Raw genomic sequence first — 24,755 nt, 5'->3', positions numbered from 1 at the left:
AAGGAGAGGCATGATGACCCGCAACACCGACCCCGTCGTCAAGGCGCTGGAACAGGCCCTGGCCGACACCTTCGCCCTGGCGCTGAAGACCCAGACCTACCACTGGAACGTGGTGGGGCCGAACTTCTACGGCCTGCACAATCTGTTCGAGGAGCAGTACACGGACGGGTTCGCGGCAGTCGACGAGCTGGCGGAGCGGATCCGCGCCCTCGACGCCCCGGCGCCGGGCGGACTGGCGGCGTTCAAGGAGATCGCCCAGATCGCCGATCCGAAGAACGGGATCGACGCCAAGGGGATGATCGACGACCTGATCGACAGCAACGAGACGATCTCGAAGTCGCTGAAGGCCGGCGTCGAGACCGCCGAGGAGAACGGTGACCCGTCGACCGCCGACATGCTGACGGCCCGCGTCACCGTGCACGACAAGGCCACCTGGATGCTGCGCAGCCTTCGCGGCTGAGGCATACCGGGTGCCGGGCCGGACGGCGATGCCTCCCCGCCGTCCGGCCCGCGACGGTCCCCGGGAGGCGACTGTGTCCGGCGCTCGCTCGCTCGCCGGATGCTGGTATCCTGAAGCATGATCGTCGAAACCGCCGGTCCCGGATCCGTCCGATACCGCCCGACCCGGCGTCGAGTCGGGGCCGGCCTGGTCGGCCTCGTGCTGGCCGGGGTAGCACAGGCCGGGCCCGCCGTTGCCGCCAGCCGTCCCGGACCGGCGCTTCCGGCCGGACTGGCTCGCGGCGCGACGGGGGTGGTGTCCGCCGTACTCGCCGGCGACGCCTTCGCCCTGCAGGGCGGGACCGAGGTGCGGCTCGCCGGAGTCCAGGCCCCGGAACCGGCGCGCGGCGAGCACCCGGCATGGCCGCTGGCCGCCGAGGCGACGACCGCGTCAGAGCGTGCCCTGCTCGGCCGGGAGGTGACGCTCTGGCATCCGGCCGACCGCTTCGACCGCTGGGGCCGAAGCCTGGCCCATGCGGTCCGCGACGACGGCCTGTGGCTGCAGGCAGCCCTGCTGATGGACGGACTGGCGCGGGTCTACACCCAGCCGCGCACCGCCACCGGCACCGTGGCAATGCTGGATCTCGAGCGAACCGCGCGCGCCGCCCGCCGCGGCATATGGGGCAACCGGTTCTACCGGATCCGCAACCCGGCGGAGACCTGGGGCGACCTCGACAGCGTCCAGGTCGTCGAGGGCCGGGTGGTGGACGCCGCGGTGGTCCGCGGGACCGCCTATCTGAATTTCGGCCCCGACTGGCGCCGCGACTTCACGTTCCGGGCCCAGCCCGGCGTCCGCCGCCTGTTCGACCGCGCCGGCATCGACCTCGGCGACCTGGCCGGCCTGCGGGTGCGCGGCCGGGGCTGGGTTTTCCCGCTGAACGGCCCGATGATCGAGCTGACCCACCCGGAAGCCTTGGAAGTGCTGGAGGAATGACGGAAATTCCCAGATCGTCCGTTCGAATGTCGTGTGACCCGAGGACCGACAGGCACCGATGAAGACACCGTCCCGATTGCCCCGCCCGTTCGCCGTCGTCCTGCTGGCCGGCGCCATCGCGTTCGGTGCCACCGGCCTGACCGGCTGCTCGACCAACCCGGCCACCGGGCAGCAGGTCTTTACCCTGATGTCCCCGGAGGAGGAGCGGAAGGTCGGCGCCGCGGAGCATCCGAAGATCCTGGCGGAGTTCGGCGGCGCCTACGACGACCAGGCCATCCAGGCCTACGTCTCGCAACTCGGCGCGGGCCTGGTCGCCAACTCGGAGCAGGCCGGACTGCCGTTCAGGTTCACGGTGCTCGACTCGCCGATGGTGAACGCCTTCGCCCTGCCCGGCGGCTATGTCTACGTCACCCGCGGGCTGATGGCGCTTGCCGAAAGCGAGGCCGAGCTGGCCGGCGTCATCGGTCACGAGATCGGCCACGTCACCGCCCGCCACGGCGCCCAGCAGCAGGGCCGGGCGGTCGGTGTCGAACTGATCGCCGGGCTTCTCGGCGTCCTCTCGGGGAACAGCGGCGTCGCCCAGGCCGGCAGCGCGATCGGTGGCCTGTACCTGCGCAGCTACAGCCGGGAGCAGGAGTTCGAGGCGGATTCCCTGGGCCTGCGCTATCTCACCCGGGACGGCTACGACCCCGGCGCCATGGCCTCGTTCCTGAGCAAGCTGCGCGACAAGTCCAAGCTCGACGCGGAGATCCTCGGGAGCGCCGCCGATCCCGACGAGTTCAGCCTGCTCTCGACCCACCCGCGGACGATCGACCGGGTGAAGGAGGCTGCGGCCGCCGCGACCGGCACTGGCCCGGGCGGCGGGCGCGTGGAGCGCGAGGGCTATCTGCGGCGACTCGACGGCATGATCTACGGCGACTCGCCGGAACAGGGCTATGTGCGCGGCCGGCGGTTCGTGCATCCGACGCTGCGCTTCGAGTTCGCGGTGCCGCCCGGCTATGTCCTGGTGAACGGCACCAGCGCGGTGAAGGCCCGCGCACCCGACGGGTCGGTGATCATCTTCGACTCGGCCAAGCCGGAATCGCGCGCGGCGATGCGTGCCTACGTCCAGCGGCGCTGGGGCGCCCGCCTCGCGCTGGCCGACCTGACGGACATCGAGGTCAACGGCATGCCGGGCGCCACCGGCGTCACCCGGATCCGGACCGACAGCGGCCCGGTCGATCTCAGGCTCGTGGCGATCGACGGCGGCGCCGCGATCTACCGATTCGTCTTCGCGACGCCGTCGGACAGCACCGCCCGGCAGACCGAGGCGCTGCAGCGAACGACTTTCAGCTTCCGTCGGATCAGCGAGGCCGAAGCCGCCCGGGAACACCCGCTGCGGCTCAGAATCCATACCGTGCGACCGGGCGACACCGTCGCCCGGCTGGCCCGGTGGATGCCCGAGGGCCCGCAGGCCGAAGCGCGGTTCCGAGTGCTCAACGGCCTCGCCCCGGACGAGGAGCCGGCCCCGGGGAGCCTGGTGAAATACGCCTCCTATTGATGCCGCCAGCCTACTGAGGGGGCGGCGGTCAGGCGTCCCCGAACATCTCGGCCGGCCGCTCCATGCGGCCCTCCAGCCGTTCGCGGAGCTTCAGCAGGGCCCGGCTCTCCAGCTGGCGGACCCGCTCCTTCGAGATCCCCAGCTCGCGGCCCAGCTCCTCCAGCGTCGCGCCCTGCTCGCGCAGCCGGCGCTGGTCGATGATGATCCGCTCGCGGGTGTTGAGGTCGGCCAGCGCTTCCGCCAGCCAGGCCGAGATGGTCCGGGCGTCGCGCATGCCGGTGACCACCTGCTCCGGGCTGGGGCGATCGTCCGCCAGCAGGCCCTGCCAGTCGTCCTCGCCGGCCTCCGATACCGGGGCGTTCAGCGACTGGTCGTTGCCGCCGAGCCGCTGCTCCATCGTCTCCACGTCGCGCAGCGGCACGCCGAGGCTGGTGGCGATCGACCGGCGGGCATCGTCGGACATCGGGCCGGAAACCGCGCCCTGGAGGCGCGCGCGCAGGCGCCGCAGGTTGAAGAACAGGGACTTCTGGGATGTCGTGGTGCCGATTCGCACGATCGACCAGTTGCGCAGGATGTAGTCCTGAATCGCCGACCGGATCCACCAGGTCGCGTATGTGGAGAACCGGATCTCGCGCTCCGGCTCGAACCGCGCCGCGGCCTGCATGAGGCCGACATTGCCCTCCTGCACCAGGTCGCCGACCGGCAGTCCGTAGTGCCGGAAGCGGCCGGCCGTGCTGACGACCAGCCGGGTGTAGGAGCGCACGAGCTGATGCAGGGCCCGCTCGTCGCCATGGTCGCGCCATCGCCGGGCCAGCTCGAGTTCGAGATCGCGTTCCAGGAGCGGCTCGCGCATGGCGGCACGCACATAGGCGGCGTCCGCCGCCTGTCCATGGTACCCGCCGTACTGCCCCATATTCCGGCCCCTGTCCAAGCTTTTGCCTTTCGGCCTTAGCTACTCATACGGACCGGAACGCCGGGCGGATCACTCCGGCACCGTCGTCAGGCTTCGAGGCGGTCCAGCAGGCTTCCGTCGGGCGCCAGGCAGACCGCGACCAGCGGCCCGCCCTTGCCGCAGCCGGCATCGATCGTGAGGATGGCGCCGTCCTCGGACCAGCCGCCGCCGGCCGGGTCGAAGCCGCGGACGATCCGGGCGAAGCCCTCGAAGCCCGAGGCGGCCCGCGCAAAGGCCCCGCTTTCCCACCAGAACGCATCGCGCTGGTCGGCCAGGGCGCGCGCCGGGTCGAGCCCGGCATGCACGAACAACACGCCGCCGGGGCCGGAATGGGCATAGCGGCGCAGCGCCGAGAACCAGGCATGGTGGCCCGGGACCGCCTGCATCGCCGCCTTCAGCCGGCCGGTCCAGCGGGTCAGGGCGACCATGCCCTCGTTGGCGGCGGCGAAGCCCTGGTCCGGGTCGCCGCCATAGCTCCGCAGGGTGGCGTCTACGCCGCGCTCCAGCATCCAGTGCAGCAGGTCCTTCGGCTTCGGCGCGAAATGGATCTGCAGCAGCTTGTGCCACATCTCCTCCTGGCGTCCCCGCAGGTAGACGATGTCTTCCGGCAGATAGAGCGGCGGCAGGGCCAGCACCGAGCGACGGAACCGCAGGGCCTCCGACAGGGTCGCCCGAACATCGCCGCCACCCAGCAGGTCGCCCAGGTAGATCAGCCGATCGCCGCCCTCGAACCGGGCGCCGATGGCGTCGTGCAGGGCGGACAGGCGCTCGGCGTCACCGTGCACGGCGGCGACCGCCCATATCCGCCGGGCGCGCGACAGATCGATGAAGCGCTCGGAGACGGGCTCGGGCTGATTGCTGGTCGGCATCCGGTTTCGTGGCGATCCGGCGCGGTTGTCTCGGTCCCTGGTGATAGCAGGCAGACCAAGGGCGCGAAAGGGGGGGGCGGCTCCGGGCGTCAGGCGCGGCACGACACAAATCCGTGGCGGGCATCAATCCCGCCGCCCCGGTCGGGCTCCGGCGGCCGGACGGACCAACGAAACGGGGCGGCGCCGAAGCGCCGCCCCCTGTTCGTGACCCCGATCGACCGACGCGGCGTCGGTCAGGCGGCGTCCATCAGCTTTTCCAGACGATCCACCGCCGCGGTCTCGTCGATCTGCTCGATCTTCGCGAACTCACGGGCCAGCCGGTCGAGCGCCGCCTGATACATCTGGCGCTCGCTGTAGGACTGGTCGGCCTGGTTGCTGGAGCGCCGCAGATCGCGCACCACCTCGGCGATCGACACCGGATCGCCGGAGTTGATCTTCGCCTCGTACTCCTGCGCCCGGCGCGACCACATGGTCCGGCGCACCTTCGCCCGCCCCTTCAGCTTCTGCAGGGCGGCGTCCATCTGCTTGCGGCTGCTCAGCCGGCGCAGACCGCTGGTCCGGGCCTTGCCGACCGGAATCCGCAGGGTCATCCGATCCTGCTCGAAGTCGATCACCAGCAGATCGAGTTCGGTGCCGGCCACGATCTGAGTCTCCGTCCCCTTGATCTCACCGACGCCGTGCGTCGGGTACACCACGAAATCGCCGGTCTTGAAGTCGCTGCTCTTCTTTGTCATCGGGCTCTCTGTCTCACGTCCTTCCGAGGATCCCGCGCAGGCCAGACACGCGCCACCCCACCCGGCGCGCCGCCGCGGTGCCATGATCGACACCGAACGGCAGTCCGAAACACTTTGGTTTCGTCACTGGTCCCACGGTTTGCGGGGACGGGGCCGGGAATGACTCTCCGTCCCGACTCCGAACGAAGGAACGGTACCATAAATCGGGACAGAATGGTAGGGCGCGGCCGCGAGCTGGCGCTGCGGACCCAGGGAAAATCACCGCGTCTTCATTAAATCAGAGAGTTGTTACCTGACTCTTAACGTCGGGTGACAATGCCGCCCCGGAACCCGGGTCGGACGGCCCGTGCGGTCATGTGCCCTCCCCCGGCTTCGGGCTGAAGAACCGATCGAACTTGCCCTTCTCGGCCTGCATCGCGTCGGCCTCCGGCAGGGCGTCGATCTTCCGGGTGATGTTCGGCCACTGCTCGGAGTACTCGCGGTTCATCTCCAGCCACTTCTCGGCCTCCGACTCGGTGTCCGGCAGAATCGCCTCGGGCGGGCATTCCGGCTCGCAGACACCGCAGTCGATGCACTCGTCGGGGTGAATGACCAGCATGTTCGCGCCTTCGTAGAAGCAGTCCACCGGACACACTTCCACGCAATCGGTGTACTTGCACTTGATGCAGGCTTCCGTGACGACGTAGGTCATCGACGTCTCCTCAGGGGCTCGTCCCGCCGGTCTTTAATCGCTCGAACCCGCATCATCAAGACCGAGTTTCGCAAGCGCGCGCTTGCGCGCCACGCCGCTGTCCTTGTCGCCGACGAACAGCAGCCCGGCAAGCCGGCGCATCAGCTGCGCCTCGTAGTCGTGCAGCGTGCCGTCGGCGTACACCACCTCCCACAGCGTCTCCATCAGCATCAGCCGGCCCTCGTGGTCCAGCCGGTCCTTCAGGATCCGGGTGAACCCGTACAGGTCGACCGCGTGCTCGGCGGTCTGCGCCGCCTCGGCCATCACCTGGTCGATCTCGTCGCGCGGTACACCGAAACGCTCGACCAGCCGTTCCGCCACGATCGCGCGTTCGCGATGGTCGACCCCGCCGTCGAGGGCCGCAGCCTTGGCCAGCAGGGCCGCCGCCGCGGTCGCCAGTTCGTCGCGCGGCGCCGTCGCGGATCCGCCACCCGACTCGATCCGGTCGAGAAAGCGTTGCAGTCGAGCGAGCATCGGAAACTCCGGACGCGTTGCGGAAACAGGTGCCTGCCGATTACATAGGCGGTCATGGATCGACCGTCAGCCCCCATGCCCCTGTCCCATTCGCCCTGGCCCGCCGGCTCGCCCGACGCGCTGGCCACCGAACCCGTGCCGACACCGCTCGACCAGCCGGCGCCGCCGGGTGCCGGCGACGCCCCGGCAGCCCGGCGAAACGCGGGCCCGCTGCTGGCGGTCCTGCGGCGGGTGCTGCCGGACGCCGGCACGGTGCTCGAGGTCGGTTCCGGCACCGGTCAGCACGCGGTCGCCTTGGCCGCCGCGCTGGCGCCACGCCGCTGGTTGCCGAGCGACCCGCGGCCGACCCTGGCGGGCAGCCTCGCCGCCTGGGCGTCGCTCCTGCCGGAGACGGCGGCCCGGCCGCTGCCGCCGCGGATTCTGGACGCGGCGGCGCCGGCGGCCGGCTGGCCGGTCGGTCCGGACGACGGGATCCGGGCGCTGGTCGCCACCAACGTGATCCATATCGCACCCTGGGCGGTCGTGGCGGGCCTGCTGGCCGGCGCCGCGGCGCTGCTGCCGCCGGGCGGCCCGCTGGTGCTGTACGGTCCGTTCCGGCGCCACGGCGACCACACCGGCGACGGCAACGCCCGGTTCGACGCCAGCCTGCGCGCCGAGGATCCGGCCTGGGGCATCCGCGACCTGGAGGGCGAACTGGTCCCGGCAGCCGCGGCGGCCGGCCTGCGGCTCGACGCCGTGCAGCCGATGCCGTCGAACAACCTGACGGTGGTATTCAGGCGCGGCTGACCGGCTCCCGGGCCGTCGCCTCGGCGCCCGCCCCGCCATCCGGCGACGGGACGCCTGCCGGGTCGCCATCGGGCGCCGCCGGATCATCCGCCGGGGGCAGCCGAAGACGCCGCTCGGCCTTGGCGAACTGGTCGATCAGGCGGTGACAGCCGCTGAGCCGGTCGAGGAGCCGGTCGAGGCGGTCGACCGAGAGCCGGCGGTCGGCCCCGAGGCGCAGCAGCGCCGCCTTCGCCGACTGGTACTCCGCCTCCAGCGCCCGCAGCGCCCGCCCGCCGGCCTCCGGGTCCGTCTCGGTCTCCGAGAGGGCCGCGAAGGTGTGCCGCAAGCCCCCCAGGAACGCACCCAGGACGGCGCTGGCCGCCGCGTTCTGAGGTTCGCCGAGCGCGTCGCGCAGCGCCTTCGCCTCGGGCGTGAGCCGCGACGCCTCGCCGAGATAACGGGCGACCCGGATCAGCACCGGCAACGATTCGGCATCGGCCCGCGGCAGGGCCGACATCCGGGCCGTGGTGGCGAACTCGGTGATCGCCGCACCCAGTCCGGCCACGGCCTGCGCCCGCCGCTCGACCCGGGCCGCCCGCGCCTCGGTCGGCGCGAGCGCCTCGGCGACGTTCGTGAGCACCAGCCGGCGCATGCGGCTCAGCTCGGCCCGCAGGGCGGCGACGGCCAGCGCCGGCGTCGCCGCCACCGTGCGGTCGAGGTGGCGCGGCCGCCCCAGGTCCTCCTCGGCGGTCCGGAACAGCCGCGCCAACCCGCCCGAGATCCGGTCCGCCAGCGGCAGCATCAGAACGACGCCGAGCAGGTTGAACAGCGTATGGAACAGCGCCAGCACCGGCTCCGGCCGGCCGGCGACCCCGAGCCAGCCCCCGGCCACGCCCAGGGTCCACAGCAGGACCGGCAGCAGCGCCAGCGCGACCAGCCCGGTCGCGAGATTGAACAGTATGTGGGCCGCCGCCACCCGCCGCGCATTCGGGGTCGCCTTGATGACGGCGAAGGCGGCGGTCGACGTGGTCCCGACGTTGGCGCCGATGATCGCCGCAGCCGCCGCGTCCATCCCGACGATCTGCTGCCCCGCCGCGGTCAGGATCAGCGCGATGGCGGCGCTGGACGACTGGGTGAGCAGGGTCGCCGCCATCCCGATGCCGAGATAGGCGAGAACGCCTGCAACGCCCTGGGCGACCGGCAGGCGGACCGCGAGTTCCTGCGACAGGCCGGCAAACGCGCCCTGCAGGAACGCCAGCCCGAGGAAGAACAGCCCGAAGCCCGCCAGCGCCTCGCCCAGGCCCTGGGCGCGCCGGCCGGGAGCGGTCAGCTTCAGGGCCACGCCGACCGCCAGGATCGGCAGGGCCAGCGTGTCGATCGCGAACCCGAAGCCGGTCAGGCTGACCAGCCAGCCGGTCATCGTGGTCCCGAGATTGGCGCCGAACACGACACCGATCGCATGCGGCAGGCCCAGCACGCCGGCGTTGACGAAGCCGATGGTGGCCACGGTCACCGCCGAGGACGACTGCACCAGGGCCGTCACCAGGGCGCCGACGGCCGCACCGCGCAGCCGCGTGGCGGTCGATCTCTCGAGCAGCGTCTTCAGGCCGGCGCCTCCGAACAGGCGGAGGCCGTCGGTCATCATCGCCATCGCCAGCAGGAACAGCGCCAGGCCGCCGACGGCCTCGAAGACGATGCCGGCGGTCACCGGTTCAACCCGACCCGGGGCCGGCGCCGGTTACCGGGACGGCCAGGCTCTTGAAGCCGAACAGCGCGGCGGCGTTGTCGACCAGGATCCGGCGGCGCAGACCCTCGTCCTCGGTCCACTCGCCCAGCAGATCGAACAGCCAGCGGTCGTCGGGGGCGTTGGCGCCGGCCGCCGGATGCGGCCAGTTCGAGCCCCAGACCAGGCGTTCCGGCGCGAACCGTATCAGCTGCCGGGCGATCCGCTCGACGTCGCGGTAGCGCGGCGGCTCCGCGCCCGGCGCCCGGGACTGGCGCTCGTTCGAGCTTTCCTCCGGGCCGGAGAGCTTGACCCAGACCTTGTCGGCATCGATCAGACGGAGCAGGGCGCGCAGCCCCGGTTCGCGGTCGCCGACCCGTCCGAGGAAGCAGCCGACGTGGTCCAGGATCACCCGGCCCGGCCAGCTGAGCAGGCGCTGCTCGACCTCGTGCAGGAACTTTCCGTCCATCTGCAGCTCGACGTCCCAGCCGACGGTATCGTGCACCCGGCCGGCCAGCCGGTCGGTCTCGGTCCAGTCGATCAGCCGCCAGGGGTCGCGCATCTGGAACCGGGTCGCCACGCAGCCGGCGGCGGCCAGGTCGCGCAGTTCTCCCTCCGACACCGCCGGCCCGACCGCCGCAATGCCACGGGCCCGGCCGGTCTGCCCGTCCGGGCCGCCGTCGAGGCGTTGCAGGGCGTCGAGCAGGCAGGCATGGTCGAAGCCGTAGGCGCTCGACTGCACCACCACCACCCGGTCGAGGCCGAGCCGGCGACGCAGCCGCGCATAGCTCTCGGCCGGCGCGGGATCCGGCCGATAGTCGCTCCCGTCCCGGTAGGCAAATTTCGCCTCATCCGCGAAGACATGAATGTGGGAGTCGCACGCTCCCGGCAACACCGGGCGATCCGCAGGTCCCGGGTCGCCCTCCTCGTCGCCATCCGTCCGGACCTCCCCGTCGCCGTCTTCGACCGTCTCCTGCAGCATGGACTCGAAGCTGCGCCCCGAACCGGGCCCCGGCGGCGGCGGCAGCTCGTAGAACAACGGGTCGCTCGGCAGGATCAGCGGGAACTTGGCCACGGGCAGCCCCTGTGTCTGGCACCGTCCTTGCTTAACCAATCGGCATGGTGATGTCGATCAACACCAACCCCGAGGCCCTGACCGCGCTCCGCAACCTGGAAAGCGCGAACCGGCGCGCCGCCACCATCGGCGACACGGTCTCGACCGGCCAGAAGGTCCGCGGCGCCGCCGACGACGCCTCGAACTTCGCGATCGCCCAGGGTTTGCGCGGCGACATCAAGGCCGGCGGCGCGGTCATCCAGGGGCTGAACAACGCCAAGGGGATCGCCAAGGTGGCGCTGGCCGGCGCCACCGCGGTCTCCGACCTGATGGCCGACATCCGCAAGAAGATCACCGAGGGCGCCAACGAGGGCAACACCACCCAGCAGCAGGCGATCCTGCAGGACGACTACGGGGAACTGCTCGCCCAGATGCGCCAGATCCTCGAGAACAGCGAATACAACGGCATCAACATCCTGATCGAGGTCGCGATCCCCTTCAACCTGGCGGTCGGCACGGTGCGCGACGTCGACGTGCTGGCCAACCTGGAGGGCGACACCATCCGGCTGCGCGGCCAGCGGCTCGACCTGGCCTATGCCAGGCTGTCGAACGAGGATATCTCGACCCCGGCGAACGCCCTGGCCGCGCTCACCCAGTTCGAGCAGGACCAGCAGCTGGTGAACGACGCCCTCGGCGAGCTCGGCAGCGACCTGCGTCAGCTCGAGTTGCAGACCGAGCAGCTGCAGGGCGTGCTGGACGCCACCGAGGAGGGCCTCGGCAACATCGTCGACGCCGACATCGCGCGCGCCTCCGCCGAGCAGAGCGCCATCCAGGTGCGCCAGCAGCTCGCCACCCAGACCCTCGGCATCGCCAACCAGGGCCCGCAGGTCCTGCTCGGACTGTTCCAGTAAGGCCCGGCCTTCTAGACTGCCGACTGACCGAGCCAGCGGGAGGGATGCATGCTGCCCGACGACATCAGCTTCGTGACCGACGCGACGGCGTTGCGCGCCATGCACCTGGCGCCGATGAGCAGGGCCGCCGACAAGGTGCTGACCCGTCTCGACAGGCATTGCCGCTCGATCCTGGCGCTGTCGCCGTTCTGCGTGATCTCGACCCAGGGGCCGGACGGCGCCGACGTCTCGCCGCGCGGCGATCCGCCGGGCTTCGTCGCGGTGCTCGACGACACCCACTTGCTGCTGCCCGACCGGGTCGGCAACAACCGGCTCGACAACCTGGTCAACCTGCTGGCCAATCCGGCGATCGGCATGCTGTTCCTGGTGCCGGGCATGGGCGAGACCCTGCGGATCAACGGCACCGGCCGGATCACCGACGACCCGCGCCTGCTGGAACCGCTGACCATGCAGCGCCGGGCCCCGAAGGTCGGGGTGCTGGTCGAGGTCCGGGAAGCGTTCCTGCACTGCTCGAAGGCGCTGGTGCGCTCCGACCTGTGGAACCCGGACAGGCGCATCGACCGGTCGTCGCTGCCGAGCTACACCGAGATGCTGACCGACCACGTGGCCGGCATCACGCTGGAGGAATCCGAGCGCCAAGCGAAGATCATGGCGGAGCGCGGGCTGTACTGACACACCTGTCGCCTCGTGGGTCCCGGCTCCGCCACGCCTGCGCGTGTCGGTCCGGGATGACGACAGGAGGGGGAGTTGCAGCAGGCCCCTCTATATCTGACGTCATCCCGGGCAAGCGAAGCGCGACCCGGGACCCGCCCGCCGCCACCCCCTCAGATCAGCTGGAACGCGCTGCCGGTCGCCTTGTAGCGCTGCAGGGCGCCGAGGGTGCGGGAGACCGCGAGCGTGCGGTCGGCGGGCAGGGCGTCCTGGGCGAACCAGCGCACGTCCAGGCTCTCGTGGCCGTCGGCCCGCGGCGTTCCGGTCCACTCGGTGCAGTGGAAGATCATCGCGAAGGCGTGCAGCACGTCGCCGTTCGGATACTGGATGCGGTCGTCGGCCGGGTGACTGGAGAACCCGACCGGCACGAGGCGGTGGGCGGTCAGCCCGGCCTCCTCCAGCAGTTCCTGGCGGGCGGTGTCCTCGATGCTCTGGCCGATCTCGCCGGAGCCGGCGGGCCAGCCCCACAGCTTCATGTCGCCGCGCAGGATCAGCAGGATCCGCCCGGCGGAGTCCTCGACGATCACCCGGGCGCCGGGCATCAGCACCGGGCGGCTGCCGATCACCGCCCGGAGCCTGCCGAGATAGCTGTCGGCGAAGGACCCGCTCATGCGGTCCCTCCTATCCGACTCCTCACATCACCGCGCCGATCTGCCAGGGGATGAACTCGTTGTCGCCCATGCCCTGCTCCTCGGACTTGGTCTTGGAGCCGGACGCGACCTCGAGCAGGCGGTCGAAGATGCGCTTTCCCATCTCCTCGACCGAGATGCCCTCGTCGATCACGGCGCCGCAGTTGATGTCCATGTCGTCGGACATCTTCCTGTACATCGTGCTGTTGGTGGCGAGCTTCAGCGACGGCGCCGGCTTGCAGCCGTAGACCGAGCCGCGGCCGGTGGTGAAGGTCACGATGTTCGAGCCGCTCGCCACCTGCCCGGTGATCGAGGCCGGGTCGTAGCCGGGGCTGTCCATGAAGGTGAAGCCCTTGGCGGTGACCGGCTCGCCGTATTTGTAGACGCCGGTCAGGTTGGTGGTGCCGCCCTTGGCGGCCGCGCCCAGCGACTTCTCCAGGATGGTGGTCAGGCCGCCGCGCTTGTTGCCCGGCGACGGGTTGTTGTTCATCTCGCCGCCGTTGCGGGCGGTGTAGTCCTCCCACCACTTGATGCGCTCGATCAGCTTCTCGCCGACCTCGCGGCTGACCGCGCGGCGGGTCAGCAGGTGCTCGGCCCCGTAGATCTCCGGGGTCTCGGCCAGCACCGCGGTGCCGCCGTGCCGGACCAGCAGGTTGGCGGCCTCGCCGAGCGCCGGATTGGCGGTGATGCCGGAATAGGCGTCCGAGCCGCCGCACTGCAGGGCCAGGGTCAGCTCGCTCGCCGGGCACGTCCCGCGTTCGGCCTTGTTCGCCTCGGGCAGCATTTCCTTGATGACCCCGGACCCCCATTCGACGGTCTTCCGGAGGCCGCCGGCGTCCTGGATGTTCATGGTCTGGAAGCCCGCGCCCCGCTTGACGCCGTAGGCCTCCAGCAGGAAGTCGATCTGGTTGACCTCGCAGCCGAGGCCGACCATCAGAACGCCGGCGAAGTTCGGGTGCCGCGCCATGCCCCACAGCACCCGCTGCAGGTTGGCGTAGCCCTCGCCGTCGCCGGCCATGCCGCAGCCGGTCGAGTGGGTCAGGGCGACCACGCCGTCGACGTTCGGGTACTTGGCCAGGACCTCCGGGGTGATCGCCTCGGCGATGTACTTCGCGGCAGTCGCCGAGCAGTTCACGCTGGTCAGCACGCCGATGTAGTTGCGGGTGCCGATGCGGCCGCTGTCGCGCCGGAAGCCCTGGAAGGTCGCCAGTTCCGAGTCGTTGAAATAGGCGGTCGGCCTGGCGTCGACCCCGAAGGCGTAGTCGCGCTCGAAGTCGTGCATCTCGACGTTGTGCACATGGACGTGCTCGCCGACCGCGATCGCGTCGGTCGCGAAGCCGATGATCTGGTCGTATTTGCGGATCGGCTCGCCGGCCGCGATCGCCCGGGTCGCGACCTTGTGGCCGGACGGGATCGGCTGGGCGACCGTGAGGCCCTCGCCCGGGATCTCGGTGCCGGGCAGCAGCTCGGCGCGGGCCGTGATCACGTTGTCGGCGGCGTTCAGGCGGATGGTCAGCCGCACGGGATCGGCGTCGGCCATGGCGGTCACTCCTGGGATGGATTCGATGTCGGAATCATTGCGGCCGGATCATAGCGCGCGGCGCATCGGCCGCAATGAGTCCGGATCCGGAATCGCACCGCTGACATCTGATATTTATTTGACTTTGGCAACTTTATCATTGACATTGACAAGAGACAATCGGGCGACCGTCATGACCGACAACGACTCCCGCATCGAAGCGGTCCGCGCCTTCAACCGCTTCATCACCCGCCAGATCGGCGCGCTGAACGAAGGCCTGCTGGAAAGCTCGTTCTCGCTGACCGAGTGCCGAATCCTCTACGAGCTGGCGCACCGCCCCGGCGTGACCGCCAGCGAGCTCGGCCGCGACCTCGGCCTGGATCCCGGCTATCTGAGCCGCACCCTGCGCGGCTTCCGGGAGCGCGGGCTGCTGACCACGAGCACCGCCGAAGGCGACGCCCGCCGCCAGCAACTCTCGCTGACCGAAACCGGGGCCGCCGCCTTCGCACCGCTGAACGAGCGCTCGCGCGCCGAGGTCGCCACGGTGCTGGCGCCGCTGTCCGAGGCCGACCAGGCGCGGCTGGTCGACGCCATGCGGACCATCGAGACCCTGATTGGCGATCGCCGCAAACCCGCCCCGACCGTGGTGCTGCGGCCGCACCGGCCGGGCGACATGGGCTGGATCATCCACCGCCACGCCGCGCTGTACGCCCAGGAGTACGGATTCGACACCGACTTCGAGGCGCTGGTGGCCGAGGTCGCCGCCGGCTTCATCCGCAACTTCGACCCGGCGCGCGAGCGCTGCTGGGTGGCCGAGCGCGACGGCGAACCGGTCGGCTCGGTGTTCGTCGTCCGCCAGGACGACACGACGGCGAAGCTGCGGCTGCTGTATGTCGAGCCGTCGGCCCGCGGCCTCGGCATCGGCCGCCGGCTGGTCGACGAGGCGGTCGCCTATGCCCGCGCCACCGGCTACCAGCGCATGGTGCTGTGGACCAACGACATCCTGATCGCCGCCCGCAGGATCTACGAGACCGGCGGCTTCACCCTGGTCGAGAGCGAGCCGCACCACAGCTTCGGCCAGGACATGGTCGGCGAGACCTGGACCCTGGATCTGTGAGTAGCCATCCGTGACGCCCTACCGGCTGGCGATCCTCGCGGCCGTCGGCACCGGGATCCAGGTCGGCGGCGCCATCGTCGCCACCCGCTTCGCGGTCGGCCAGGTCGGGCCGGGCTCGCTGGCGCTGCTGCGCTATGCGGTCGGCTGCCTGTGCCTGGCGCCGCTGGTGCTGGCGTCGGGCCTGCCGCGGTTCCGGGCGCGCGACGTGGCACCGGTCGCGATCCTCGGCATCCTGCAGTTCGGGGTGCTGGTGGCGCTGCTGAACCTGTCCCTGCAGTACATCCCGGCAGCCCGCGCCGGCCTGCTGTTCGCGACCTTCCCGCTGCTGACCCTGGTGCTCGGCGCCGCCACCCGGCGCGAGCCGCCGTCGGCCCGGGTGGCGCTCGGGGTCGCGGTCTCGGTCCTGGGCGTCGGCCTGACCCTCGGCGAGGGCGCGGTCGCCGGGGTCGGCGGGCCCGGCGAGTGGCTGGGAGCCGCCGCCGCGCTCGGCGCGGCACTGACCGGCGCGGTGTGCTCGGTGCTGTACCGGCCGTATCTGGAGCGCTATCCGACCCTGTCGGTAGGCTTCGCGGCGATGGCGGCGTCGGTCGGCTTCCTGGCCCTGGTCGCGGCAGGCGAGGGCCTGTTCGACGGCTGGCCGCAGGTCGACCTTGCCGGCTGGGCGGCGATCCTGTTCATCGGCCTGTCGAGCGCCGTCGGCTATCTGTGGTGGCTGTTCGCGCTCCGCCACGCGCCGCCGACCCGGGTGACCATGTTCCTGGGTCTCAGCCCGGTCACCGCCGCCCTGCTCGGCACGCTGGTCCTGGGCGAACCGCTGACCGCCGGCGCGGTCGCCGGGCTGGTGCTGGTGGTGACGGGGCTGGGCGTGGCGCTGCGTTAGCTGTCACGACCATCACGGCCCGGCACCGGCGTCCTCCGCGCCGGCCCCATTCGCAGCCGTGGACAGCGACGGCGGATCGGCTAGTCTCCCGCGTTGAATGGCCGGCGACGCGCCGGATCCGACGAAAAATCCGGGAGGACACCCATGGCCGGTCGGCTGCAGGGGAAGAAGGCGCTCGTCACCGCGGCGGCGCAGGGCATCGGGCGGGCCACCGTCGAGGCGTACGCCCGCGAGGGCGCGTCGGTGATCGCGACCGATATCAATCCCGCCAGGCTCGCGGAGATGGAGGGCATCCCCGGCATCACCACCCGGGTGCTCGACGTGCTGAACCCGGACGCCATCAAGGCGGCCGCTCATGAGATCGGCGCCGTCGACGTGCTGTTCAACTGCGCCGGCTACGTGCACCACGGCAGCATCCTGGACTGCGACGAGGACGCCTTCGAGTTCTCGATGAACCTGAACGTGCGTGCGATGTACCGGATGATCCGGGCATTCCTGCCGGCGATGCTGGCGAACGGCGGCGGCTCGATCATCAACATGTCGTCGGTGTCGGGCAGCGTGAAGGGCATCCCGCTGCGCTTCGTCTACGGCACCAGCAAGGCCGCCGTGATCGGCCTGACCAAGTCGGTGTCGGCCGACTTCCTGCGCCAGGGCATCCGCTGCAACTGCATCTGCCCGGGCACCGTGCAGTCGCCGTCGCTGGACGACCGCATCGCCGCCTTCGACGACCCGGTCCAGGCCCGCAAGGACTTCATCGCCCGCCAGCCGCTCGGCCGGCTCGGCACCGCCGAGGAGATCGCGGCGATGGCGCTGTACCTGGCCGGCGACGAGAGCGCCTACACCACCGGCCAGCACTTCATCGTCGACGGCGGGATCGCCGGCTGATGGCGACCGACACCGTCACGCTCGCCGACATCCAGGCCGCTCGCCGCCGGATCGCCGGCAAGGTCCGGCTGTCGCCGGTGCTGGAGGTCGGCCCGGCCCGCAGCCCGGTGATCCCGGACTCGCGGCTGGTGCTGAAGCTCGACTGCCTGCAGCCGACCGGCAGCTTCAAGGTGCGCGGCGCGACGAACGCCCTGCTGTCTCTGCCCGAGGAGCAGGTGGCGCGCGGCCTGATCACCGCGTCCGGCGGCAACCACGGCCTGGCGGTCGCCTACGCTGCCCACACCGCCGGCACCCGCGCCGTGGTCTACCTGCCGACCAGCGCCCCCGCCGCCAAGGCCGAGAAGCTGAAGGCCTGGGGTGCCGAGGTGGTGGTCGAGGGCGCGGTGTTCGACGAGGCGGCAGTAGCCGCGACGGCGCGCGCCGAGGCCGAGGGCATGACGTTCCTGCACCCGTTCTCGGCGCCGGCGGTGGTCGCCGGCCAGGGCACCATGGGGCTGGAGATCGTCGAGCAGATCCCCGAGGTCGACACCGTGCTGGTGGCGATCGGCGGCGGCGGCCTGATCGCCGGCGTGGCGACCGCCATCAAGGCGCTTCGCCCGGGCGTGCGCATCGTCGGCATCGAGCCCGAGGGCGCGCCGACCCACCACGCCAGCCGGGCCGCGGGGAGGATGGTCACCCTGGACGCCATCACCACCGCCGCCGGCACCCTGGCGCCGCGCCGCACCGAGGCGCTGAACTTCGAGCTGGTTTCGGCCAACGTCGACGACCTGGTGCTGGTGTCCGACCAGGCGATGGTCGAGGCGGCGCGCTGGCTTTGGTTCGAGTGCGGACTCGCGGCCGAGTTGAGCGGCGCCGCCGCGGTCGCCGCCCTGATGACCGGCTCGGTGACCGTACGGCCGGGCTCGACGGTCTGCGCGCTGGTCTGCGGCGCGGGGACCGACGGGCTGGAATAGCGGCGCGGGGTGCTCGGAAGAATTCCGCGACCCCGTGTAGGACCGGCCCGGCCCCGTTCGTCCTCGGGGCATGGACCGCCGCGTCCGGTTCCCGGGGTGCCTCGCGCCCGACCGGCGCCGACGTCCTCTCCGTCAGATCAGGAGGATAACCGACATGCCCAGCACCATTCGCCTGCACCGCGTCCTCGCGACCAGCCCGGAGAAGGTCTATCGCGCCTTCATCGAGGCGGACGCGCTCGCGAAGTGGCTGCCGCCCGACGGTTTCGCCTGCACCGTGCATCATCTGGAGGCGACGGTCGGCGGCACCTTCAGGATGTCCTTCCGGAACTTCACGACCGGCCACAGCCACGCCTTCGGCGGCGAGTATGTCGAGCTCGTTCCGGGTGAGCGCCTGCGCTACACCGACGTGTTCGACGATCCCGGGCTGCCGGGCGAGATGCAGGTGACCGTGACCCTGACGAAGGTATCGGTCGGCACCGACCTGCAGATCGAGCAGGCCGGTGTGCCCGACGCCATTCCGGCCGAGGCCTGCTACCTGGGATGGCAGGAGTCGCTGCGAAACCTGGCGAGGCTGGTCGAGCCCGAGATCGCGCAGTAGCCTATCGGTAGCGGCCCGCGCCCTTACTCCGCCGCCCCGACTTGCGGGACGTAGGGCGTGCTGGTGAAGTGCTCGTCGTTGCCGGGGGCGGCGAACTTCAGGCCGGCCGCCCTGATGGCGTCGTCCGGCACCCGCTCCAGCGGCACGTAGTAGCGGTCGTCGTCGCGGGTGATGGTATCGTTGTCGACCCGGTTGTAGCAGACGATCAGGGTCCAGCGCCGGCGGTCCGAGCGGTTCTGGTCGGAGCGGTGGAACATGTTGCAGTGGAAGATCACGGTGTCGCCGGGGTCGAGCTCGGCGTAGACCCTCTCGAGGCGTGCCTCGGCGGCCGCCACCCGGGCGGGGTCGATGCCGTTCTGTTCCTTGGAGATCTGCACGTGCTCGACCCGGCCCAGATGGTGCGAGCCCATGATGAACTGCAGGCAGCCGTTCTCGCGGTCGGTGCGGTCGAGCGCGATCATGCAGCTCAGCAGCCGCGGCCAGAGGCAGCCGTTGTGGTACCAGTAGCCGTAGTCCTGGTGCCATTCCCAGGCGCCGCCGCCGCCGGCGTCCTTGGCGGTCAGCTTGGACTGGAAGTGATAGACCGGCCCGCCCAGCAGGGCCTCGGCGGCGTCGACCATGCGGGCCGAGCGGGCAGCCAGGCCGTAGACGCTGTCGCCGGCCCGGTTCCACAGCGCGATCCGGGTGCCGCCGCCCTCGCCGTCGGCGCGCACCAGCATGTGGTCGCGCACCGATGGGTCCTGCTCCATGGCGGTCCGCAGCAGCCCGACCTCCTCGGGGTCGAACAGGCCGCGCAGGATCAGGTAGCCGTCGCGCTCGAAGGCGGCGATCTGCTCGGGGGTCAGGGCGCGGGGCGAAGGCGCGCTGCTCATGATGGTCCTCCCTCTTGCTCGGTTCCGGGCGACGGCCGTGCACGGCCGTCCTTCCGGGCATTTCAGACCTTCCGGGAGCGAAATGCCAGCGCGCTCCCGTCGCGGGGGCGGCAGAGCTGACATCGGCCGGGATCGGTGTGATCGCCGGCTACGTGAACACGAACCAGTCCGACTGCAGGTCGGTCGTCTTCGCGCCGGCGAGCGTCATGCTGTTGCCGTTGCCGAGGTCGATCCGGACGCCGTCGGCGGTGTCGGTCGCGGCAGCCGCGACTTCCGCGAACGAGCCGATCCCGGTGCCGTTGATGTTCGAGACGAGCTGGATTCGATCGCCCGCGGTCCCGGAAAAATCCGCCAGCGTGTCGATCCCGCTGTCGGCGCCGATGGCGATCGTGTCCGAACCGCTGCCGGACGCGATCAGATCGTCGCCCATCCCGCCGACCAGGAGATCGTCGCCCTGGCCGCCGGAGAGCACGTCGTTGCCCTGGCCGCCGTACAAGGTGTCCGACCCCATGTTGCCATACAGCACGTCGTCGGCGAGGTTGCCGTACAGCATGTCGGAATCCTGTCCGCCGTACACCGTGTCGGCGTCCTGGCCGCCGTACAGGGTGTCGTCCTGCTGGTTGCCGTACAGCACGTCGTCCTGCTGGTTGCCGTAGACGACGTCGCTCTCGGTGCCGCCCCACAGCGAGTCCAGGCCGGTGCCGCCGAACACGATGTCGGTGCCGCCGTCGCCGAACAGGCTGTCGTTGCCGCCGCCGGAGCCGATGGTGTCGGCGCCATCGCCGCCGTAGAGCGTGTCGTCGCCCTCGCCCAGCGAGATGAACTGCGCGTTGTCGTCTCCGGTCGCGTAGTTGTCGCCCGACCCGCCCGTGACCGTGGCGTTGCCGATGATCGAGGTGAACTCGATGTTGTCGAGTTGCAGGACCTTGCCGCTGATCGACCGCATGTCGATCACGAAGGCCTCGGACTGGCCGCCGCCGCTGGTGCCGGTGATGACGATCGGGTCGTCCGTGGTGATCCCCGTACCCACCGTCGGCACGATCGTACGGATGTCTAGACTGGTGGTCGAGGCGAGGTTGTTCAGAAAGGTCTGGGCGCCGCCGACGAGGTCGGTCTCGCCGGTCGAGCCGCGGGACTGGATCGCGGTGATGAGGGTTGTGACCGCGCCCTGGCCGGACTGCGCAGCGGCAGGCCCCGCCGACGAGATGCTGACAGACGGCGGCAGGATTGCGGTGACGATGTTGCTGTTGTTGCCGGTGTTCTGGACGATCGCGGCACTGCCGGAGCCGCCGCTGTTGTTGGTGATGGTGCGCGCGCCGCCGGTGTCGTTGCCCGGCGCGGCGTCGGCGACGATCAACGGGCCGGGGTCGCCGCCGCCGCTGCCGCCCCCGCCGCTGGGCGGCGCCGTCAGCGTGATCGTGGTGTTGCCGCCTGCAAAAGTGGCGGTCCAAGTTCCACTGGCCGCGCTTATGCCGGTGAACGCGATCCCGTGATTGGTTCCGAAGCTGATCGTGGCGGACGCCGCCTGGCCGTCGAGCGAGCTGGCGTCCTGGCCGGTGATGACGAGGGTGTCGCCGACTGCGAAATCGGCGATGGTGTCCGTCTCGTTCGTGGCGGTCGTGATGGTGAAGAGGTCGTTGCCGGCGCCGCCGTACAACAGATCCTGGCCGGCCCAGGCAACGACGGTGTCATCACCGTCACCGCCGTAGGCCGTGTCGTCTCCGAATCCGGCGGTGACAAGGTCGTTGCCGGCGCCGCCGGAAAGCGTGTCATTGCCTTGGCCACCCGTCAGGCTGTCGTTCCCCGCGCCGCCGACGATCAGGTCACCGCCGCCCCCGCCGCGAAAATCATCATCGCCGCTTCCGCCTGACAGGGTGTCGCTGCCATTCCCGCCGGTGAGGCCGTCGTTGCCGTTGCCGCCAAGCAACTGGTCGTTGCCGTCTCCGCCGGTCAGTATGTCGTTGCCGTTTCCCCCGACCAGGAGATCGTTGCCAGCACCACCCGTGTGCGAATCATTGCCGGCACCGCCACTGAGCGTGTCATTGCCGTCGGCACCGTATAGGCGGTCGTCTCCGTCGCCGCCGAAAAGGACGTCGTTATCACTACCGCCACTGAGCAAGTCGTTGCCTGCGCCGCCGCTCAGCGTATCGGCGCCCGCGCCACCGAACAGCGAATCGTCTCCCCCCTGCCCGAACAACTGGTCGTTGCCGGCCTGCCCGAACAGGTGGTCGCCGCTGAGCCCCCCGAACAGGGTGTCGTCGCCGTCTCCGCCGTAGACTGTGTCGGCGCCGGCGGTTCCGGTGAATGAGTTACTGTTGGAATCGAGCGTGACGGAATCGTCTTCCTCAGGTATTGGGGGCGGGAGGACGTCGTCTTCCTCTTCAGTATCTGACAACTGACACCTCCCTTCCCATCACGTCTTCAAGCAATTACAGACCATTGACGCTGAACAAAATCTTCCTTGATCATCAATAAATGCAACGTGAACTCGACAGTCGCGGCCGATGAGCGATTTCGTCAAACTCCGGAACTTCTTCGGTTGTCATAGCTTTGCGCGCACCGCCCAAGCAACCGGACGGCGGCGAAGGCCGGTCGTGGTCGAGCGCAACTCTAGCCATCGACGTCCCCCAACGCTCGCGCCAGGAACCGAGCGCCGCGCGCTCGCCCGATACACACGAATCCCGATCTGGCAGAGCAACCATCCAAAGCGACGACCATGATCTGGATCGCCCCCATCCGATGCTTGCGCGGGCACTTGAACTACGACCGCATGCAAACCCACCTACAGGATTATTCCTGTAGGTTATTCGTTCTGTCAACGGAACAAGTATGACAATACTTGACAGAATCCGATCCGAGTTCGCAGTCGAACCATCCGCGGGCTCGATCCCGTCGACGTCGGTTTCGAGGCCGTGAAGACGGCCTGGGTTTCGGAGGCCGGCGCGGAAGCCCGGCACGCTATCGTCGAGCCCGGCGCGGCAGTATAAGAAAATCTGGACCGCCGCGGTGCAAGTCGACCGCCGGCGTTGCGAGGGGTGTAAATGTCGAGCGGTTCTTGCACCGCAAGGCGATCCGAATACGGAGAGCGTCACCGGCGATCGAGCGGCCTCAGGTGACGCCGGCGTGTTCTCCATGACGTCCCGATGACACCGCCCCTGCTCCTCGGCCTCTTTCATGCCGCGGCGTGTCGCGTCCGGTCTATGGAGAGGGGACGGGTCCGGGCGCTCGCGGGGGAGGCCGCTCTCCAAGGCGCGAGCTTCGGGGTGTTCGGGACGACCGACATCGATTTCGAGTCCGGGACCATTCGCTACGTACGGATGACCCCGGACGGGTGGGCCCCATGGCGCGGGCCGATGCCGGACATGGTCCTGCGCGGCGCGCCGTTCCCGAGCGACGCCGACTGTCCGGCCGTCGCGCGCCTCAGAGCCCTGGCCCCCTTCCTGAGCCTGCCACTGCCGGACAAGTCGGAAATATCGGAGATCCTGCAGTCGACCGCATTGGCGCCGCACGTCATTCCGTACCGCGAGGTCGTCGCGCTCGACGCGGGAGAGGTGATTTCGTCCTTTCTCGACGAGCACCGGCGCGTCGTCCTGAAACCCGCATCCGAACACCGGGGCCGCGGCGTCACCTTCGTCGCCTCCGACGGCGACGATATCGTCGTGCGTCAGAACGATCTGCGCTGGCGCTTGCCCCGTGAGAAGGCACTGGCCCAACTCGTCAGCCTGGTCGGAAGCCGGCGCTGGCTCGTTCAGGCGATGATCATCTCCCGCGTTCGTGACGGCCGGGTGTTCGACGTCCGGGTCGATGCGCACAAGGACGGCAATGGCCGATGGGCGCTGGTCCGCAGCTACGTCAGGTTCTCCGGAGCCGGTACGTTGGTGTCGAACTCGAGCGGGGGAGGATTTCAGGGAAGCCCGGAGATGGTCCTCGCCGGCCTAGGCGATCGCGGCGTGGCGCTGGCGACGAGGATCAGGCGCCTCGCCCTCCGGATCGGCGAAACGCTCGACGACCGGTTCCACGGCGGGCTCAAGGAGGTCGGGGTCGACATCCTGGTCGATCCGCAACACCGGCCGTGGATCGCCGAGGTGAACTTCGGACCGGGGACACGTTTCCATGAGTTCGACCGCGCCCGCTGGCACATCTCCTATGCCCTGCACCTGGCCGGCCGCTTCAGGGCCGAGGCACGGCGGGACACACCGGGCCGCTTGCGGGCTCGCACCACATCCAAGGACGTCCCGACGACGTCCCCCCCGGTCCTCGGCCTGTTTCACGCCTCGGCCTGTCGCCTGTGGGCCATGGAGAGCAGACGAGCCCGGGCGCTCGCGGCGGAGGCGGCTCTGCAAGGCGCGAGCCTCGGGCTGTTCGGGACCACCGACATTGATTTCGAGTCGGCAACCGTCCGATACATGCGGATGACACCGCAGGGCTGGGTTGCCTCGCGCGGGCCGATGCCGGACGTGGTCCTGCGCGGGGACGGGGTACGGAGCGAATCCGATTGCCCGACTGCCGCCCGCCTCCGAGCCCTGGTTCCTTTCGTGAGTTGGGCTCTGCCCGACACGCCGTCGGTATCCGCAGCCCTGCAATCGACGGCATTGGCCCCCCACGTCATCCCGTACCGCCGGGTGGTCGCGCCCGATGCGGCGGTGGTGATCGAGTCCTTCCTCGACGAGCACCGGCGCGTCGTCCTCAAGCCCGCGAGCGCATCTTCAGAGCAGACAGTCGCTTTTGTCGCCTGCGACGGCGAGGACATCGTCGTGCGTCACGGCGACCATCGCTGGCGCCTGCCCCGGAAGAAGGGGCTGGAGGAACTCGCCGGGCTTGTCGGGACGCGGCCCTGGACCGTTCAGAAGATGATCGTCTCCCGCGCCGGCGACGGCCGGGCGTTCGACATCTTCGTCCACGCTGCCAAGGACAGTAGGGACCGTTGGACTCCGGTACGCAGTTACGCCCGGGTGTCGGAAGCTGGTGATTTGGCCACGGTCACCCACCGCGGCAGTTATGTCGGAGAATTGGACCTGGTCCTGGCCGGCCTCGGTGACCGCGGCGTGGCGTTGGCGGCGAAGGTCCGCCGCCTCGGGCTTCAGATCGGCGAGACGCTCGACGCCCACTACGGCGGCCAACTCCCCGAGATCGCGGCCGGTATCCTGGTGGATCCGCAACACCGGCCGTGGATCGACGAGGTCATTTCCGAACCGGACTCTCTCTTGCACGAGTTCGAGCGCGCAGGCCCGCACGTGGCCCATGCCCTGCAAGTCGCCCGCCGCTTCAGGGGTGGTTGAGCGAGCGCAACGCCCGATCGGGCGCGAGATCGGCGTCCTGCCTGAGGATCGCCGCAACGTCCTTTGGCTGACCTTCGCCGACCCGGGCTTCCGGCGGAAACTCGTGCAATGGGAGGAGCGCGCGCGCT

At 70.2% G+C, this 24,755-nt stretch carries 23 protein-coding genes; 12 read left to right on the top strand and 11 right to left on the bottom strand.

Annotation, left to right across the window (positions count from 1 at the left end; all coding sequences use genetic code 11):
* Positions 1-13 precede the first annotated feature (13 nt).
* The 3 genes from RIC31_RS02710 (at position 14) to RIC31_RS02700 (ending at position 2,972) form a co-directional block, all read left to right on the top strand.
* Positions 14-460, top strand: a complete 447-nt coding sequence (locus tag RIC31_RS02710; protein ID WP_350102726.1) for a Dps family protein — start codon at positions 14-16, stop codon at positions 458-460.
* A gap of 294 nt (positions 461-754) precedes the next feature.
* Entirely contained in the window at positions 755-1,432 is a 678-nt protein-coding gene (locus RIC31_RS02705; protein ID WP_350102724.1) for a thermonuclease family protein, read from the top strand.
* Positions 1,433-1,490: 58 nt separating this feature from the next.
* A complete protein-coding gene (locus tag RIC31_RS02700) occupies positions 1,491-2,972 on the top strand; it encodes a M48 family metalloprotease (protein ID WP_350102719.1) in 1,482 nt (493 codons plus the stop codon).
* A 28-nt stretch (positions 2,973-3,000) separates the two neighbouring features.
* On the opposite strand, the gene RIC31_RS02695 is transcribed toward RIC31_RS02700, so the two are convergent.
* From RIC31_RS02695 to RIC31_RS02675, 5 genes are all read right to left on the bottom strand, one after another.
* Positions 3,001-3,885, bottom strand: coding sequence for an RNA polymerase factor sigma-32 (locus RIC31_RS02695; protein WP_350102715.1), 885 nt, complete (start codon positions 3,883-3,885; stop codon positions 3,001-3,003).
* A gap of 86 nt (positions 3,886-3,971) precedes the next feature.
* Positions 3,972-4,793 (bottom strand): hypothetical protein, encoded by an 822-nt coding sequence (locus RIC31_RS02690; RefSeq protein ID WP_350102711.1) that lies wholly within the window; start codon positions 4,791-4,793, stop codon positions 3,972-3,974.
* Positions 4,794-5,026: 233 nt separating this feature from the next.
* Positions 5,027-5,527 carry a CarD family transcriptional regulator gene (locus RIC31_RS02685; protein WP_350102707.1) on the bottom strand — a complete coding sequence of 167 codons (501 nt, stop codon included), beginning with the start codon at positions 5,525-5,527 and terminating at the stop codon, positions 5,027-5,029.
* Positions 5,528-5,879: 352 nt separating this feature from the next.
* A complete protein-coding gene (gene fdxA, locus RIC31_RS02680) occupies positions 5,880-6,218 on the bottom strand; it encodes a ferredoxin FdxA (protein ID WP_350102702.1) in 339 nt (112 codons plus the stop codon).
* Positions 6,219-6,251: 33 nt separating this feature from the next.
* Positions 6,252-6,731: a tellurite resistance TerB family protein gene (locus RIC31_RS02675; protein WP_350102698.1), complete on the bottom strand. Its 480-nt coding sequence runs from the start codon at positions 6,729-6,731 to the stop codon at positions 6,252-6,254.
* A 75-nt stretch (positions 6,732-6,806) separates the two neighbouring features.
* Between RIC31_RS02675 and RIC31_RS02670 the strand changes: the two genes are divergently transcribed.
* The gene (locus RIC31_RS02670) at positions 6,807-7,517 is read left to right on the top strand and encodes a DUF938 domain-containing protein (RefSeq protein ID WP_350102694.1); all 711 of its coding nucleotides are present in this window, start codon (positions 6,807-6,809) and stop codon (positions 7,515-7,517) included.
* Here RIC31_RS02670 and RIC31_RS02665 read toward each other — a convergent pair.
* Positions 7,504-9,204, bottom strand: coding sequence for a Na/Pi cotransporter family protein (locus tag RIC31_RS02665; RefSeq protein ID WP_350102691.1), 1,701 nt, complete (start codon positions 9,202-9,204; stop codon positions 7,504-7,506). The genes RIC31_RS02670 and RIC31_RS02665 overlap by 14 nt on opposite strands.
* 4 nt (positions 9,205-9,208) lie before the next feature.
* The gene (locus RIC31_RS02660; RefSeq protein WP_350102689.1) at positions 9,209-10,294 is read right to left on the bottom strand and encodes an amidohydrolase family protein; all 1,086 of its coding nucleotides are present in this window, start codon (positions 10,292-10,294) and stop codon (positions 9,209-9,211) included.
* A gap of 50 nt (positions 10,295-10,344) precedes the next feature.
* Here RIC31_RS02660 and RIC31_RS02655 point away from each other — a divergent pair, with 50 nt between their 5' ends.
* Positions 10,345-11,184: a flagellin gene (locus RIC31_RS02655; protein ID WP_350102686.1), complete on the top strand. Its 840-nt coding sequence runs from the start codon at positions 10,345-10,347 to the stop codon at positions 11,182-11,184.
* A gap of 48 nt (positions 11,185-11,232) precedes the next feature.
* Positions 11,233-11,856 (top strand): pyridoxamine 5'-phosphate oxidase family protein, encoded by a 624-nt coding sequence (locus RIC31_RS02650; protein WP_350102684.1) that lies wholly within the window; start codon positions 11,233-11,235, stop codon positions 11,854-11,856.
* A 152-nt stretch (positions 11,857-12,008) separates the two neighbouring features.
* Here the strand turns inward: RIC31_RS02650 and RIC31_RS02645 are convergent, their stop codons facing one another.
* Both RIC31_RS02645 and RIC31_RS02640 read right to left on the bottom strand, forming a co-directional pair.
* The gene (locus RIC31_RS02645; protein WP_350102681.1) at positions 12,009-12,506 is read right to left on the bottom strand and encodes an NUDIX domain-containing protein; all 498 of its coding nucleotides are present in this window, start codon (positions 12,504-12,506) and stop codon (positions 12,009-12,011) included.
* A 22-nt stretch (positions 12,507-12,528) separates the two neighbouring features.
* A complete protein-coding gene (locus tag RIC31_RS02640; RefSeq protein ID WP_350102679.1) occupies positions 12,529-14,064 on the bottom strand; it encodes a UxaA family hydrolase in 1,536 nt (511 codons plus the stop codon).
* A 172-nt stretch (positions 14,065-14,236) separates the two neighbouring features.
* Here RIC31_RS02640 and RIC31_RS02635 point away from each other — a divergent pair, with 172 nt between their 5' ends.
* The 5 genes from RIC31_RS02635 to RIC31_RS02615 all read left to right on the top strand — a co-directional run bounded on the left by RIC31_RS02635 (position 14,237) and on the right by RIC31_RS02615 (position 18,476).
* Positions 14,237-15,160, top strand: a complete 924-nt coding sequence (locus RIC31_RS02635) for a bifunctional helix-turn-helix transcriptional regulator/GNAT family N-acetyltransferase (protein WP_350102676.1) — start codon at positions 14,237-14,239, stop codon at positions 15,158-15,160.
* Positions 15,161-15,170: 10 nt separating this feature from the next.
* The gene (locus tag RIC31_RS02630) at positions 15,171-16,040 is read left to right on the top strand and encodes a DMT family transporter (RefSeq protein ID WP_350102673.1); all 870 of its coding nucleotides are present in this window, start codon (positions 15,171-15,173) and stop codon (positions 16,038-16,040) included.
* Between the two features lie 144 nt (positions 16,041-16,184).
* A complete protein-coding gene (locus tag RIC31_RS02625; protein WP_350102670.1) occupies positions 16,185-16,925 on the top strand; it encodes an SDR family oxidoreductase in 741 nt (246 codons plus the stop codon).
* Complete coding sequence (locus RIC31_RS02620) at positions 16,925-17,878, top strand: threonine ammonia-lyase (RefSeq protein WP_350102667.1); 954 nt, start codon at positions 16,925-16,927, stop codon at positions 17,876-17,878. The genes RIC31_RS02625 and RIC31_RS02620 overlap by 1 nt, the downstream gene beginning before the upstream one ends.
* A gap of 154 nt (positions 17,879-18,032) precedes the next feature.
* Complete coding sequence (locus RIC31_RS02615) at positions 18,033-18,476, top strand: SRPBCC family protein (protein ID WP_350102664.1); 444 nt, start codon at positions 18,033-18,035, stop codon at positions 18,474-18,476.
* 23 nt (positions 18,477-18,499) lie between these two features.
* On the opposite strand, the gene RIC31_RS02610 is transcribed toward RIC31_RS02615, so the two are convergent.
* Positions 18,500-19,348, bottom strand: a complete 849-nt coding sequence (locus RIC31_RS02610; protein WP_350102661.1) for a phytanoyl-CoA dioxygenase family protein — start codon at positions 19,346-19,348, stop codon at positions 18,500-18,502.
* A gap of 148 nt (positions 19,349-19,496) precedes the next feature.
* Positions 19,497-21,743, bottom strand: coding sequence for a calcium-binding protein (locus tag RIC31_RS02605; protein ID WP_350102659.1), 2,247 nt, complete (start codon positions 21,741-21,743; stop codon positions 19,497-19,499).
* Between the two features lie 868 nt (positions 21,744-22,611).
* On the opposite strand from RIC31_RS02605, the gene RIC31_RS02600 reads away from it, so the two are divergent.
* A complete protein-coding gene (locus RIC31_RS02600; protein ID WP_350102653.1) occupies positions 22,612-24,627 on the top strand; it encodes a YheC/YheD family protein in 2,016 nt (671 codons plus the stop codon).
* Positions 24,628-24,755: the final 128 nt, after the last annotated feature.

The sequence above is a fragment of the Thalassobaculum sp. genome, from assembly GCF_040219615.1.
Lineage (GTDB): Bacteria > Pseudomonadota > Alphaproteobacteria > Thalassobaculales > Thalassobaculaceae > Thalassobaculum_A.
Note: the sequence above shows the minus strand (reverse complement) of the source record. Positions and strands in the feature narration are given on the sequence as shown.

Excerpts from the sequence above, each read along its gene's own strand:
- RIC31_RS02695 (WP_350102715.1), bottom strand. The coding sequence starts at position 3,885 with ATGGGGCAGTACGGCGGGTACCATGGACAGGCGGCGGACGCCGCCTAT.
- RIC31_RS02690 (WP_350102711.1), bottom strand. The coding sequence starts at position 4,793 with ATGCCGACCAGCAATCAGCCCGAGCCCGTCTCCGAGCGCTTCATCGAT.
- RIC31_RS02615 (WP_350102664.1), top strand. The coding sequence starts at position 18,033 with ATGCCCAGCACCATTCGCCTGCACCGCGTCCTCGCGACCAGCCCGGAG.
- RIC31_RS02710 (WP_350102726.1), top strand. The coding sequence starts at position 14 with ATGACCCGCAACACCGACCCCGTCGTCAAGGCGCTGGAACAGGCCCTG.
- RIC31_RS02685 (WP_350102707.1), bottom strand. The coding sequence starts at position 5,527 with ATGACAAAGAAGAGCAGCGACTTCAAGACCGGCGATTTCGTGGTGTAC.
- RIC31_RS02645 (WP_350102681.1), bottom strand. The coding sequence starts at position 12,506 with ATGAGCGGGTCCTTCGCCGACAGCTATCTCGGCAGGCTCCGGGCGGTG.
- RIC31_RS02675 (WP_350102698.1), bottom strand. The coding sequence starts at position 6,731 with ATGCTCGCTCGACTGCAACGCTTTCTCGACCGGATCGAGTCGGGTGGC.
- RIC31_RS02620 (WP_350102667.1), top strand. The coding sequence starts at position 16,925 with ATGGCGACCGACACCGTCACGCTCGCCGACATCCAGGCCGCTCGCCGC.
- RIC31_RS02625 (WP_350102670.1), top strand. The coding sequence starts at position 16,185 with ATGGCCGGTCGGCTGCAGGGGAAGAAGGCGCTCGTCACCGCGGCGGCG.
- RIC31_RS02635 (WP_350102676.1), top strand. The coding sequence starts at position 14,237 with ATGACCGACAACGACTCCCGCATCGAAGCGGTCCGCGCCTTCAACCGC.
- RIC31_RS02700 (WP_350102719.1), top strand. The coding sequence starts at position 1,491 with ATGAAGACACCGTCCCGATTGCCCCGCCCGTTCGCCGTCGTCCTGCTG.
- RIC31_RS02650 (WP_350102684.1), top strand. The coding sequence starts at position 11,233 with ATGCTGCCCGACGACATCAGCTTCGTGACCGACGCGACGGCGTTGCGC.
- RIC31_RS02670 (WP_350102694.1), top strand. The coding sequence starts at position 6,807 with ATGCCCCTGTCCCATTCGCCCTGGCCCGCCGGCTCGCCCGACGCGCTG.
- RIC31_RS02610 (WP_350102661.1), bottom strand. The coding sequence starts at position 19,348 with ATGAGCAGCGCGCCTTCGCCCCGCGCCCTGACCCCCGAGCAGATCGCC.
- RIC31_RS02655 (WP_350102686.1), top strand. The coding sequence starts at position 10,345 with ATGTCGATCAACACCAACCCCGAGGCCCTGACCGCGCTCCGCAACCTG.
- fdxA (WP_350102702.1), bottom strand. The coding sequence starts at position 6,218 with ATGACCTACGTCGTCACGGAAGCCTGCATCAAGTGCAAGTACACCGAT.
- RIC31_RS02640 (WP_350102679.1), bottom strand. The coding sequence starts at position 14,064 with ATGGCCGACGCCGATCCCGTGCGGCTGACCATCCGCCTGAACGCCGCC.